Below are 12,258 nucleotides of genomic sequence, written 5' to 3'. Positions count from 1 at the left end.
GTCCGTTCCGCGGATCAGTCGTCGCCCGCGTCGGCGGGGCGATCCGCCACGTCGCGGGTCTCGACCGCGCCCTCGCCGACGAACTCGGCTTCCAGCGCCTCCCGGACGGCCTCGGCGTCGTCGGGACCGCCAGCCTGAGTCACAGATCCGACCGTGTCGGGGTCGAATGGAACGCCGAGCGCGTCGTAGACGGGGCGCAGCACCGCGCGGATCGGGCCGCGCTCGGCGACCGTGACGCAGCCGGAGACGAGCGCGGCGTCCTGCCGGACGCGCTGGGCGATGCCGGCGACCTTGCCGCCGCCGGCGACGCGGACCGAGTAGTCGCCGGGGCAGTACGAGGCGGGCGGTTCGCCGCGCTCCACGCCGGCGCCGACACCGCGGAGCGCGTCCACGAGCGTCCCTACGGCAGTCTCGTAGCGGTCGTTCAGCCCGGTTCGGGCGTCGTCGAGCGGGACCGCGTGCGCGAACGCCAGCGTCGACTCGGCGTACGCGACCGCCCGTCCTCCGACGGAGCGCTCGACGGGTGGGAAGCCGTGCTCGCGGGCGGCCGCCGTCGCGCGCTCGTAGCCGTCCGCGCGGGCGTCGCGGCGCCCGAAGGCGAGCGAGCGGCCCGGCGCCCACACGCGCACCGCGGACACGCCCGAGTCCCCAGCCTCGACGAGCATCGCGGCGGTCGCGGCGCGGTCGGCCTCGCGGTCCGATCGGCGGCCGCGATACACGCGGACGCGACCCTCGCCGCCTCGTCGCTCGTCGGTCACGACCGGCGGTGGGAGTCGGGGCGCCTAAGCGCTTGCGTCGCCTGCGGCGGGTATGGACGAGTCGACGGGGACCGGGTCCCGGACCGAGGCGGCCGATCCCGTCGCCCTCCCCGAATCGTTGCTCGCTCGCTACCGGAAGTTCTCGCTGTACAACTCGCCGTACCCCGCGCACGACCGGGCGTGCGCCGTCGACCTGTACCCCGAGTCGAACGTCGGGATCTCGCCCGTCGCGGGCGAGGTGCTCGACGCCCGAACGGTCGGCTGCCCCGACCGCGAGTACGCCGTCGACCACGACCACCTGATCGTGATCGACGCCGGCGACCGCGTCGCGCGCGTGCTCCACGTCGACCCGGCCGTCGAGGCTGGCGACGAGGTGGCCGTCGGCGACTCCCTCGGGGAGATGGTTCGCTCGGGCTTCTTCGGCCGCTGGGTCGACAACCACGTCCACCTGGAGTTCCGCGAGCTCGAGCGGAACCCCTACCGGGCGTCCGGGTCGCTCCCGCTCGTTGCCGGCGTCGACGTGGCGCCGCTGTCGTGGGACGGCACCGGAACCGTCGTCGAGACGGGGCCGAGCCACGCGGTGCTGGACGCGCCGACGCGCGGGGACGCCGCACCCGGTGCCGGCGGTGCGACCGACACCGACGCCGCGCGGTTCACCGCGGTCGCAGACGACGACGGCCGCCCGCTCGACGGGGGGCTCGCGCACTACGCGGGCGGCGGCGTTCCCGGCGGCGCGCCCGGCGTCGACACCGAGCGCGGCGACGGCGATCCCGTCTCGCTGCTTGGAACGACCGTCGGCGCCCGCGTCGGCCGCCACGTCGACTGGGCGGACGTGGCCGTGCTCGCGAACGACGAGCGGATCACGGGGCTGTCGCTGTTCGCCGCCCGCGCCGACGCCGCCGCGGGCGCGAAGTTGGTGATGCGGCCGGAGGCGGGCGACCCGACGTTCGCCGTCGGCGACGAGGTCGAGGTGCGGATCGTCGAGAGTGACGACCCCATGCGGCTCGGGTGACGACCGGGCCGGCAACGGCCATCGACGCGTCGCCGCTACCCGTGGTCCTCGGCCCAGTGCTCGCGGGTCGCTCCGCTCCCCGCTCGTATCGAGGACTCACTACTCGCGGCTCACTACGTTCGCCGCTCGTCTCGTGACCTCATTACGTTCGGCCACGCAGCGCTCGTCCTCGCAGGCCTCGGACCACGCGTTCTCTGTGGGCGGCTCGGCACGAGGACCTCGCCGCACACGGCCGTGGCCTCGCTCGCTGCGCTCGCTCACAGGTCGCTTCGCTCCCCGTTCGCTTCGAGGACTCGCTACGCTCGTCCTCGCACTCCTCGGCCACGCTTTCGACGGTCTTTTCTCTCACCGCCGAGCATCCATCCGTAATGGCCGAATTCAAGATCGTCGTGGGCGACGACGCCGGCGACACGCGGCAGTTCGACGTGGACGGACAGGACGCCAACCGGTTCCTCGGTCGGGAAATCGGCGACGAGGTCGACGGCGCGGCCGTCGGCGTCGACGGCGTCGACCTGACGCTGACCGGCGGCTCCGACAAGGCCGGGCGCCCGATGCGCGAGGAGGTCCCCGGCGGCGAGCTGAAGGAACTCCTGCTGGAGGGCGGCGTCGGCTACAAGCCCTCGCGCGACGGCGAGCGCAAGCGCGTCACCGTCCGCGGTCGCCAGGTCTCCGAGGAGACCGTCCAGATCAACGCCCGCGTCGAGGGCTCCATCGCCGAGGCGCTCGGCGAGCAAGAGGCCGACGACGAGGAGTCTGAGAAAGCCGAGGCCGACGCGGACGACGACGAGGAGTAACGCAGTCCCCTCTTTCCAACGCTCATGAGCGACAGACTCGCCAGCGACGCCGCCGAGGTCACCAGTCACCGCGCGCGCCTCGCGCGCTCGGGCGGCACCAGGCTCCCCTGTCTGCGGATCCCAGAGGAGGCCGACCTCTCGGCGGGCGACGAGATCCGTCTCGTCCTCGACGGCGACCAGCGCCACGCGACGGTGACGAGCGACTCGAAGGGACTGCTCGTGCGCGGCGCGTACGACGACCGCAAGCGGATGCGCGAGGCCGGCACCGCCGGCGGCGACGCCGAGAATCGGCTCGTCGAGTGGGCGCGCGAGCACGACCGCGAACCCGGCGATGCGGTCGAGTTGGACGAGGTCGATCCGGGCTACCTCTACGGTCTGTGCGTCCCCGGCGAGCGCGCCGTCTACACCGTGACAAAGCGTCCCGATAAGGGCCTGCAGGACATCGCCAACTCGCTGTACGATAGCTGAGTCGGGACGGTCGTAGAACAGGACTGGTTGCGGGTCAACGACGGGCGGTCCGCGACGGACGACCTTATCCGACTCGCGCGCCGATTCCGGGGTATGACCGACGACGCCGACGACGACATCGCCGCCGACGCCGACGACGGGAAGCTCGCGGAGTTCCTCGCGGGCGAGCGCCTCGAGGACGTGGCGATCTACCTCACGCACGACCACCTCGACGAACAGGGAAAGATCGCCAACATGGGACAGGCCGTCGACGAGGGGGTCGTCCTCGTGCTCCCCGGCGAGGACGGACGCCAGGCGTTCGCCGCCGGCACCGGCATGGACCCGATGCAGTTCGCGAAGGGCGCGATGGACCGCGACGGGGTTATCTACCCCGACCTCGGCGGCGGGGAGTGCCCCGACGCTGCGGCGGAAGCCGAATCGGACCACCGCGCGGAGTTCGTCTTCGCGTTCGCCGAGGAGCAGAACGAGGGCGTCGGTGGCCTGTACGCCGAGGGCGACGTGATGCACGCGTACGCCCACTGCGCGTGCGGCACCGACTACTCGCACAAGTGGCTCATGGGCGAGTACAGCGAGGAGCCGGCGGTCGAGGAGTAGCTCTCGCGTCACGGGCGCGGGTTCGAGATCGCGTCCGGATCCGAGTCCGGGCTCGAATCCCACGACCGGTTCGGCGGACGGAATCAACCTCCCTGTCGAAATCCGCAGCTACGGACGAGACTAGTCCGGGAGTTGGTAAATATAGCTACGTCACATATCGGTTCAGGCAAAAGAAATAATCATCACGACCCTTCAGGGATAGGGACATAAAATAAGGGTCTTGCCCACTCTCTTCGACCAGACAGCAGTCAAACACAGTGATTCGATGACCAAACGCAACTTCACCACTACGGAAGATGAAAATCGATGACCCGAGACGGAGTCACAACCGGACGCTTCGAAGTTCGCCCGTGAAGATGAGACACCTCTCTCGATCTGTGCAGTTGCAGAGGCTCTCGAAACAGATCCGAAGGAGTTGCAGCCACTTTATGAAGCGATCGATCCCGATGCGCTTGATCAACTTTTTGAATCTCCCCACCAACTGCAAAAAGGCTGTATAATGTTTCGATATGAGGAGTGTAACGTCACCGTGGACGCAGGTGAAGGGATCACTGTTCGTCCCGGATGAACGATGAAGCGTGACATTTTGAGATCATATATAAAACAGACGGCTCCTCACGTCCAATTATCCACCGGTTATCATATGAAAAATTCGGTGTGAATAGGGGCATGAAGTGTTGAATCGACCCCTTCAATAGCCGCCGACACGACGAACGCAGGCGAGATATTCAGTATGTATCGAGAGAAGATCGACCTAGCTCCAGCAATGTGAGTTCGGGGAGCAATAGTCTCCGAGTACTGTTGAGAGCGCTTCAACGAGACTCTGCCTCTTTGCAGCAACTGATGTCGCGTAGGATTCCGGCTGAACCCTCAAAGCACTCCCCTTCGTACGGCAAGACACCCATGTGGTCCTCACAAGGAATTGGCCTCCCCTCCTTTGGCTGGATTTCGACTTCGAACTGTACGCTGTCGGGTCCATCCGATGAGAGAATCCGGGCGAGATTAACTTCTGCTCGTTCAACTGCTTCCTGTGATTTGATCAGTAATGGCGTGGCTCCGAGAACCGTCTCACGATCGTATCCGACCATCTCGAGAAACGCGTCGTTCACGTATTCGAACTCTCCCGTCTTATCGAGAACGTAGACTGGGTCGTTGATCGTCTCTACGAGCGTCCGAAACCGGATCAGTTCGGTCTGGCGTTCTTGTTCTTCAGAGCGATCTCGAACCGTGCAAATCAGCTCACCGGAGTCCGTCTGTGCAAGAGTGTGATCTTCGGGAAAGATAGTGCCGTCAGCCCGAAGTCCAGTTGTTTCACCGGTCCAGTAGCCCTCGCTAGTAACAGTTGGTATGATTTCAGCCCATACGACGGTGATCTCCTCATCAGGGTAGATCAGTTCCCAGTGTTGGCCTCTCATCTCGTCGGGGTCGTAGCCGTAGAGATCTGCGTATGCCTGGTTGACGTAGATGAACTCGCCATCCTGACTGAGGATACTAATCCCCTCTTTGGCAGTTTCGATGGCTTTTCGCTGCCGTTTACGGGCTTGTTCAGCGCGATCCCGTTCGACAGCGTTTCGCACCCGGTTCGCCAAGACAGCATATTGGTCAGTCCCATCTCCTTTCTGGAGGTAGTCAGTGACGCCCACGGAGATGGCCTCACTGGCGACTTCTTCAGAACCTTTGCCAGTGAATAATATGAACGGTAGATCTGGGGCCTCCTCTCGGACGGTATTGAGAAACTCGAGCCCGTTCCGACCAGGCATATCGTAGTCAGAAATAACACAGTCGAAGTCGTCGTGAGAGAACCGCTCCAGTCCCTCACTGGCGCTTGTTACGGTTTCGACGCTGAATCCATCATCCTCGCGTTCAAGAAACTCAGCAGTCATCTCGGCGAAATCGGGTTCATCATCGACGTGGAGAATGTGGACATCATCAATATCACCCATATGTGAGTCAGACTCATGAGTCTCAATAAGAGTGTGCCTCTCGTTTTTAGGAAGAATATTCGACAGACTTGTGCCTCTACTAGATAGGCAGCACCTTCCTAACAACGGTTTTCTACCAATATAGTGAAATAAATCGAGTTCGACAGACACAACTGTGTTTTGAAAGACGAGATGCAACAGAGCCGAGTCGATCGAGGGCGTGGCGAGCGCCGTCGCTCGCGAGTGTAGAGCGACGGGGTAGGTCAGTCGGCGATCACCGCGCGGGAAACCCACGCGGCTGAAAGGTGCCGCCTGACCGTGCCGTCCTCCTATCGGAGCGGCCGCGCGTACAAAGGGGCTCCGGTCGAGTCCCCCGTCGGCCTCGACCTACTCGGCCGCGTCCGCCGACGCGTCTTCCTCGGCGAGCGATTCGAACGCGCGGAGGATGACGCGCTTCGTCGTCGCGCCCTCGGTCGTCCAGTGGTGACCGTAATCGAGCATGTCGTCGTAGATGTCGGGCTTACAGCCGGCGGCCTTCGGATGCCCCCCGCCGTTCACCTGCCCGGCCACCTCGTGGCAGCGTTCGAAGTCGTCGGAGCCGCGGATCGACGCCGAGCCGGAGGGCTTGACGATCACCGCGGCGTCCATCCCCTGCTCGCGCAGGGCGTCGGCGACCTCGTTCTGTGAACACCGCCCGTAGGTGACGCCGACCGACCACTCGCCGACCTCGTGTTCGACGGCGCGGTCGACTGCCTTCTCGATGAGCAGCCCCTTCTCGACGCGACGCTGCTCCACGTACTCCACGGCGACCGGCGGCAGGTCGACGCCGTAGGCGCCGACGATCGCGGCGTACTCCTCGCCGCCGGTCCAGTAGGCGAAGTCGGCGAGGTCGTCGGAGCGCTCGTCCTCCTTCAGCCAGAGGTCGTGGTCGCGGGTGACGGCCGCGAGTTCGCGGAAGCGCTCGTCGAAGTCGTACGCCAGCGAGCGCAGCGTCACGTCCGTCGAGCACTCCTCGTCGCTCTCGCCGACGACCAGATCGATGCCCAGCTCGCGCACCGACGCCGCCAGCTCTTCGTCCCACTGGTGGTGGTCGAACCAGCGGACCGCACCAGCGCGGCGGGCGACCGCGCGGAGGTCCTCGGCGATGTATTCGAACGCGTCGGGACAGATGTCGCAGACGAACACGTCGGTTCCCTCCTCCAGAAACTCGGCGACGTACTCCAGGTCCTCCTCGAAAGAGTGGGGGCCGGAGGGCAGCAGCGCGACCGACGACTCCGCACGGTCGTCCTCTTCCCCCTCCTCTTCGTCCGCTTCCTCGCCGAACTGCTCTTTATAGGTGCCGTCGAGCTTCGCGCGGCGGCGCTCTTCGAACGGCGCCGGGTCGAGGGCGGCGTCGTACGCCTCGCGGATGAGCGCGATACAGCCGAGGCCGTCGGCGTCGGAGTCGGTGATCACGACCGCCTCGGCGCCCTCGACGGCCTCCTTCGCCCGCTTCTCGGATCGGTCCTCGTCCAGCGAGTCCGGGTAGAAGAAGCCCGTCCCGGGGAGTCGCGACTTGCGGTCCAGCGGGAGGGTGTCGCTCTCGAGGAGTTCGTCGTCCATACCCGGGGGTTGCGACGAGACGTAAAAACGGCGGTGGTGTGGTCGCTCGACCGGAGCGGCGGTCAGACCGGCGCGCCGCCGTAGCCGCCCTCGCCGCTCTCGCCGGCCAGTTGCCGAACCGTGAGCACAGGGACCGGGCAGGTGCGGACGACGCGCTCGGCGACCGAGCCGATGAGGAAGCGGTTCTCGCCGTGGCGGCCGCGGGTGCCGGTGGCGACCAGGTCGGCGTCGATCTCGCGGGCGTAGTCGGTGATCTCGTTGGCGGGGCGCCCCTCGCGGACGACGGCGGTCACGTCGCGGCCGGCGCGCTTTTGCACGTCGACGATGGCCTCGCCGCCGCGCTCCTGGAGGGCGTTGCGCATCTGCTCGCGCACCGCCTCCGGCGAGGAGTCGACCTCGCCGCTGTCGACCACGTACAGCGCGTGGACCGCCGCGTCGAACCGCTCGGCCAGATCGAGCGCGACCGCGACGGCGCGCGAGACGCTGTCGGAGCCGTCGGTGGCGACGACGATGGTGTCGAACCCGGGCATTACCCGGTTATTACCCGGGCGCGTTCTTAAAACGCTGCGCTCCCCGACGGGTCGACGGCGACGGTCGCCGCGGTCGGCCGACGACCACTGTTTAATATCCTCCGGCGTCTCTGCCGACAGAGACAGCCCACCATCATGGCCGACGCTCTCGACGCGATACGGGTGTTCCACATCGACGACGACCCGGAGTTCGCCGAACTGGTCGCGACGTTCCTCGAGCGCGAACACGACCGTATCGAGGTACGTAGTGCGACCGACGCCGAGGCAGGACTCGATGTGCTTGCCGAACGCGACGTGGACTGCATCGTGTCCGATCACGACATGCCGGGCAGGGACGGGATCGAGTTCCTCCGGGCGGTCCGCGAGGAGTATCCGGACCTCCCGTTCCTGTTGTTCACGGGGAAGGGGAGCGAGGAGATCGCGAGCGACGCGATCTCCGCGGGGGTGACCGACTACATCCAGAAGGGCGGCGGCACCGATCAGTACGCGCTGCTGGCCAACCGGGTCGTGAACGCCGTCGAGGCGGTTCAGTCGCGCCGGATGCTGACCGAGCGAACGCGACGGCTGGAGACGCTCATCGGAAACCTCCCGGGGATCGTCTACCGCTGTCGCAACGACCCGGGGTGGCCGATGAAGACCGTCGACGGGGAAGTCGAGCCGCTGACGGGGTACACCGCTGCGGAACTGGAGGCTGACCGAATCAGCTGGGGGAACGATATCGTCCATCCCGACGAGCGCGAGGCCGTGTGGGACGCCGTCCAGAACGGGCTCGCGACGGACAGCGCGTTCGAGGTCACCTACCGGATCCGGACGCGCGACGGGGACACGAAGTGGGTGTGGGAGCTCGACGAGCACGACCGCGCTCGTCGCCTCCGCGAGAGCCACGACGAGCTACGACGGCAAAACGAGCGACTGGAGGAGTTCGTCTCGGTCGTCAGCCACGATCTCCGGAACCCGCTGAACGTCGCGACCGGCCGGCTGGACCTCGCCCGCGACGACTGCGACAGCGAGCAGCTTGACGCGGTCAAGCACGCGCACGACCGAATGGAGGCGCTGATCGAGGACCTCCTCGCGCTCGCGCGAGAGGGCGAGGCGGCGACCGATCTCGACGCCGTCGACCCCGCGGCGATGGTGCGCGAGTGCTGGACGAACGTCGAGACGGTCGATGCGTCGCTCGCCGTCGAGTTCGACGGGGCGATCCTGGCCGACGAACGGCGGCTCAGACAGCTGTTCGAGAACCTCGTCCGCAACGCGGTCGAACACGGCGGCGACGGGGTGACCGTCACCATCGGGGAGCTGGACGGCGGGTTCTTCCTCGAGGACGACGGCGTCGGGATCCCCGCCGACCGCCGCGAGTCGGTGTTCGAGGCGGGCTACTCGACGAGCAGGGAGGGGACCGGCTTCGGCCTCCGGATCGTCAAGCAGGTGGTCGAGGCCCACGGCTGGGAGATCCGCGTCACGGAGAGTCGCGACGGCGGCGCCCGGTTTGAGGTGACCAACGTGGCCCCTGCCGACGAGTAGCGCCGGGCCCCTGCCGAGGGGGAGTGCCGGGCGTGTTCGGGGGGCCTCCCGGGGACCGATCGCCGACCCGCAACCACGACACCTAAGCCGTCGACCCACACAACACACGATACTCGTGCCCCGGTTCGCGTACCCCTGCCCCGGCTGTCGCACCACGAACAGCCTGCACGACGCCGACTGCGACTTCGAGGGGACCGAGTGGCACCACGTCGAGCAGGCGTACACGGACGTGCTCACCGTCCTCCTCGACGGCCCGGTCACCGAGTCCGCCCTTCAGCACGCCGTCCACGGAGAGTGGTCGGGACTGCACCGCGCCGCGCTCGACCTGCTTCGACGCGAGGGCCGCGTCGAGGAGACCGACGCCGGCCTCGACCTGCTCACCGCCGAGCGCTACCGCGAGGAGGTGTCCGAGCCGACGCGCGAGCCGATGGCGACCATCTACCGCGAGGGGAGCTACCCCGGCTGCCACGACAACGCCGTCTTCGCGCTCGTGGCCTGGTACGAGATGGTCGGGCTCTCGTGGGCGGAGACGCGCCAGAACGTCATCGAGTGGCTCCACCGCTCGGGGACGTGGGAGCGCGGCGGCTTCGAGGAGTCCAGTCCCGAACAGCTCGTCGACAAGAAGCGCCACGTGTACGAGGCCGGCTACGGCTGGAAGGAGAAGGCCCAGGCCGCAAAGCGCGTGATCGACCGACACGGGTGAGCCGGCGGCGGCGCGGTGGCGCTCGGCTTTCTCGCGGCGTACGCGTGGCTGCTGCTCCGGGAGTCGCCCGCAAGTGCCGGATCCTGCTGCCGGCCCACCCTGACGCCACCGTACCCGCTAAGTCCGCACGCGACGAGTTCCCGCCGTGACGACTCCCCGCTCCGGAACCGCCGCCGACGCCGAGGTGCCCCCGGCGTCCGATGACCCCGCCGGCGACGCTCCGCGAGGCTCCCGGCGCGCCGTCGCCGTCGTGGTCGGCGTCGTCTTCCTCGACCTCCTCGGCTTCGGCGTGGTCATCCCGATCCTCCCCTTTTACGTCCGCTCGTTCGGCGTCTCGGACGTGTTCATCGGGCTGATCGCCGCCTCCTACTCGCTGGCGCAGTTCCTCGCCGCGCCGACGCTCGGGCGGATCTCCGACGAGCGGGGGCGGCGACCCGTCATCGCCTTCTCGGTCGCGGTGGCCGGCGTCGCGTGGCTGGTGTTCGGCTTCGCGACCGAGATCGGCGAACTCGCCGGCACCGCCGCCGCCGTCGCGACCCTCCTCCTCTCGCGGACGCTCTCGGGTGCCGCCGGCGGCAACATCTCCGCCGCCCAGGCGTACATCGCCGACGTGACCCCTCGCGAGCGGCGGGCCGGCGCCCTGGGGCTCGTCGGAGCCGCGTTCTCGCTGGGGTTCGTGTTCGGGCCGGCGCTGGGCGGCGTCGCCGCCAGCGAGCGGGTCGTCTCGGCGGCCGCCGCGCTCTTGCCCGCGTTCGTCCCGACGACGCGGTTCACGCTCCCGAGCTTCCTCGCGGCCGGGCTGTCGTTCCTCGCGGCCGCCGCCGCGGTCCTCGTGTTGCAGGAGCCGGACCGGACTCGCTCGACCGGCGCCGACGCCCGGGGCTCGCTGATCGACCAGTTCCGCGCCGCGCTGTCGAACGACGCGCTCCGGCCGCTGGTGGCCTCCTACTTCGTCACGAGCGTCGCGTTCGCGGGCATCCAGGTGATGTTCATCCCCTTCGCCGCCGACTTCTACGGCTACGACGCGACGGCCGCCGCCGTCTTCCTCACCTACATCGGCGTCCTCGGGACGATCAACCAGGGGATCCTCGTCGGTCCGCTGGAACGCCGCCTCGGCGCGACCCGGCTGGCCGTGGTCGGCGGCACCGCGCTGGCGACGGCGCTCGCGCTCCTCCCGTTCACGCCGCAGATCGGCGCGCTCCTCCCCCTCCCGGCCGGCGCCGACGGGAGTCCCCTCGGCGGCCCGATCCTCACCGGCCCGACCGTCGCGCTGTTCGCCGTCGGCGCGCTGCTGTCGTTCGGCAACGGCTCGCTGAACGTCTCACTGTCGACGCTGGTGTCCGACCGCGCCGGCGACGAGACGCAGGGAGCGGCGTTCGGCGTCACGCAGGGCGCCGGCAGCCTCGGCCGCACCGTCGGGCCGCCCGCCGCCGCCGCGGCGTACGTGCTGGCGTACTGGTCGCCGTTCGTCGCCGGCGCGGTCCTGCTGGTGCCGGTCGTGTACGTGCTCGGTCGGGGGATCGCCTCGGGCGGCGACGCGACGGCCGCGGACGACTGACCCTCGCTGACGCCTCCGGAACCCCCGACAGCGGCCCGGAAAAACGACTCCGGGCGCACGCCGCGTTCGCCAGAAGCCATTATTCGGCTGACGTGCAACGGCTCCGTATGGTCTCCGACCCCTCCCCGCGCCACTCGCGCTCCCCGACCGCCCGCGACGCGCTGCCAGCCGCCTTCTCGGCGTTCTCGCCGCGATCGCGGCCACCGTCGCCGCCGTCGGCCTCCTGGCCCGGTTCCTCCCCGTCGACGTGTTCGTCGCGGCGTGGGGCGCCGACGGCGGACTCGCCGGGGTCGTCGGAGGCGTCGCCGCGTGGACCGGACGGCGGGGGACCCTGTGGCTCGCGGCGCTGTTCCTGTCGGCGCTCGTCGTCGCCGGTGCGATGTCCATCGGGCTATTGTTCGCCCCGGCCGCGGTCTGTCTGCTCTGTGCGGCGGTGCTGTCCGGGTGGGCGGGACCGCTCGTCGCCGACTCGTCGACACCGCCGACGCTTCGGTCCACCGCTTGGCACGCGCTGGTCGGCGCGCTCGCGGTCGGTCTCGGCGCGTGGCTGGTCGAGGTCGCCGTGTTCGACCGCGACCTGTTCGGCTCGTGCGCCAGCGAGACACCCGCCTGCGTGGCGGCGACGACGAACTGGCCCGCCGTCGCCGCGACGCTTGCGGGGCTGGTCGCCATCGCGGCCGGCGCGCGGTCCATCCTGCGCGGCGGGGGCGGCGCACTGGCGCTCGTTCGAGCGTCGATGGCGACGTAGCCGGCCGTGGAGCGACGACGACCGATCGCGGTGAGAGCCGGGTGTGAG

The 12,258-nt window shown here is 68.4% G+C and carries 13 protein-coding genes; 9 read left to right on the top strand and 4 right to left on the bottom strand.

All coding sequences use genetic code 11. The features are described 5' to 3' along the window. Positions 1 to 14 precede the first annotated feature (14 nt). On the bottom strand, positions 15 to 665 hold the full coding sequence (locus tag BUE16_RS12835; RefSeq protein WP_073310443.1) for a lipoate--protein ligase family protein: 651 nt from the start codon (positions 663 to 665) through the stop codon (positions 15 to 17). A gap of 145 nt (positions 666 to 810) precedes the next feature. On the opposite strand from BUE16_RS12835, the gene BUE16_RS12830 reads away from it, so the two are divergent. From BUE16_RS12830 to BUE16_RS17525, 5 genes are all read left to right on the top strand, one after another. Then, complete coding sequence (locus BUE16_RS12830) at positions 811 to 1,770, top strand: hypothetical protein (protein WP_073310323.1); 960 nt, start codon at positions 811 to 813, stop codon at positions 1,768 to 1,770. Positions 1,771 to 2,138: 368 nt separating this feature from the next. Next, positions 2,139 to 2,564 (top strand): 30S ribosomal protein S6e, encoded by a 426-nt coding sequence (locus tag BUE16_RS12825; RefSeq protein ID WP_073310320.1) that lies wholly within the window; start codon positions 2,139 to 2,141, stop codon positions 2,562 to 2,564. A gap of 24 nt (positions 2,565 to 2,588) precedes the next feature. Beyond that, positions 2,589 to 3,032 carry a DUF7112 family protein gene (locus BUE16_RS12820; RefSeq protein WP_073310318.1) on the top strand — a complete coding sequence of 148 codons (444 nt, stop codon included), beginning with the start codon at positions 2,589 to 2,591 and terminating at the stop codon, positions 3,030 to 3,032. A gap of 93 nt (positions 3,033 to 3,125) precedes the next feature. Further along, positions 3,126 to 3,626 (top strand): DUF5807 family protein, encoded by a 501-nt coding sequence (locus BUE16_RS12815; protein WP_073310316.1) that lies wholly within the window; start codon positions 3,126 to 3,128, stop codon positions 3,624 to 3,626. Positions 3,627 to 4,041: 415 nt separating this feature from the next. Then, positions 4,042 to 4,194 carry a HalOD1 output domain-containing protein gene (locus BUE16_RS17525; protein WP_200778435.1) on the top strand — a complete coding sequence of 51 codons (153 nt, stop codon included), beginning with the start codon at positions 4,042 to 4,044 and terminating at the stop codon, positions 4,192 to 4,194. Between the two features lie 244 nt (positions 4,195 to 4,438). On the opposite strand, the gene BUE16_RS12805 is transcribed toward BUE16_RS17525, so the two are convergent. The 3 genes from BUE16_RS12805 to BUE16_RS12795 all read right to left on the bottom strand — a co-directional run bounded on the left by BUE16_RS12805 (position 4,439) and on the right by BUE16_RS12795 (position 7,680). Beyond that, the gene (locus BUE16_RS12805) at positions 4,439 to 5,569 is read right to left on the bottom strand and encodes a PAS domain-containing response regulator (protein ID WP_079991645.1); all 1,131 of its coding nucleotides are present in this window, start codon (positions 5,567 to 5,569) and stop codon (positions 4,439 to 4,441) included. 366 nt (positions 5,570 to 5,935) lie between these two features. Continuing rightward, positions 5,936 to 7,150, bottom strand: coding sequence for a DHH family phosphoesterase (locus tag BUE16_RS12800; protein WP_073310312.1), 1,215 nt, complete (start codon positions 7,148 to 7,150; stop codon positions 5,936 to 5,938). Positions 7,151 to 7,212: 62 nt separating this feature from the next. Next, entirely contained in the window at positions 7,213 to 7,680 is a 468-nt protein-coding gene (locus tag BUE16_RS12795; protein ID WP_073310310.1) for a universal stress protein, read from the bottom strand. A 135-nt stretch (positions 7,681 to 7,815) separates the two neighbouring features. Between BUE16_RS12795 and BUE16_RS12790 the strand changes: the two genes are divergently transcribed. The 4 genes from BUE16_RS12790 (at position 7,816) to BUE16_RS12775 (ending at position 12,210) form a co-directional block, all read left to right on the top strand. Next, positions 7,816 to 9,201, top strand: a complete 1,386-nt coding sequence (locus BUE16_RS12790) for an ATP-binding response regulator (RefSeq protein WP_073310308.1) — start codon at positions 7,816 to 7,818, stop codon at positions 9,199 to 9,201. 115 nt (positions 9,202 to 9,316) lie between these two features. Beyond that, a complete protein-coding gene (locus BUE16_RS12785) occupies positions 9,317 to 9,904 on the top strand; it encodes a DUF7474 family protein (RefSeq protein WP_073310306.1) in 588 nt (195 codons plus the stop codon). A gap of 145 nt (positions 9,905 to 10,049) precedes the next feature. Continuing rightward, positions 10,050 to 11,462: an MFS transporter gene (locus BUE16_RS12780; RefSeq protein WP_073310304.1), complete on the top strand. Its 1,413-nt coding sequence runs from the start codon at positions 10,050 to 10,052 to the stop codon at positions 11,460 to 11,462. 247 nt (positions 11,463 to 11,709) lie between these two features. Continuing rightward, positions 11,710 to 12,210, top strand: coding sequence for a hypothetical protein (locus tag BUE16_RS12775; protein WP_073310302.1), 501 nt, complete (start codon positions 11,710 to 11,712; stop codon positions 12,208 to 12,210). Positions 12,211 to 12,258: the final 48 nt, after the last annotated feature.

Origin of the sequence: Halobaculum gomorrense (assembly GCF_900129775.1) — an archaeon.
GTDB classification, from domain to species: Archaea; Halobacteriota; Halobacteria; order Halobacteriales; family Haloferacaceae; genus Halobaculum; species Halobaculum gomorrense.
Note: the sequence above shows the minus strand (reverse complement) of the source record. Positions and strands in the feature narration are given on the sequence as shown.

Excerpts from the sequence above, each read along its gene's own strand:
- BUE16_RS12815 (WP_073310316.1), top strand. The coding sequence starts at position 3,126 with ATGACCGACGACGCCGACGACGACATCGCCGCCGACGCCGACGACGGG.
- BUE16_RS12800 (WP_073310312.1), bottom strand. The coding sequence starts at position 7,150 with ATGGACGACGAACTCCTCGAGAGCGACACCCTCCCGCTGGACCGCAAG.
- BUE16_RS12790 (WP_073310308.1), top strand. The coding sequence starts at position 7,816 with ATGGCCGACGCTCTCGACGCGATACGGGTGTTCCACATCGACGACGAC.
- BUE16_RS12835 (WP_073310443.1), bottom strand. The coding sequence starts at position 665 with ATGCTCGTCGAGGCTGGGGACTCGGGCGTGTCCGCGGTGCGCGTGTGG.
- BUE16_RS12820 (WP_073310318.1), top strand. The coding sequence starts at position 2,589 with ATGAGCGACAGACTCGCCAGCGACGCCGCCGAGGTCACCAGTCACCGC.
- BUE16_RS12795 (WP_073310310.1), bottom strand. The coding sequence starts at position 7,680 with ATGCCCGGGTTCGACACCATCGTCGTCGCCACCGACGGCTCCGACAGC.
- BUE16_RS12805 (WP_079991645.1), bottom strand. The coding sequence starts at position 5,569 with ATGGGTGATATTGATGATGTCCACATTCTCCACGTCGATGATGAACCC.
- BUE16_RS12830 (WP_073310323.1), top strand. The coding sequence starts at position 811 with ATGGACGAGTCGACGGGGACCGGGTCCCGGACCGAGGCGGCCGATCCC.
- BUE16_RS12825 (WP_073310320.1), top strand. The coding sequence starts at position 2,139 with ATGGCCGAATTCAAGATCGTCGTGGGCGACGACGCCGGCGACACGCGG.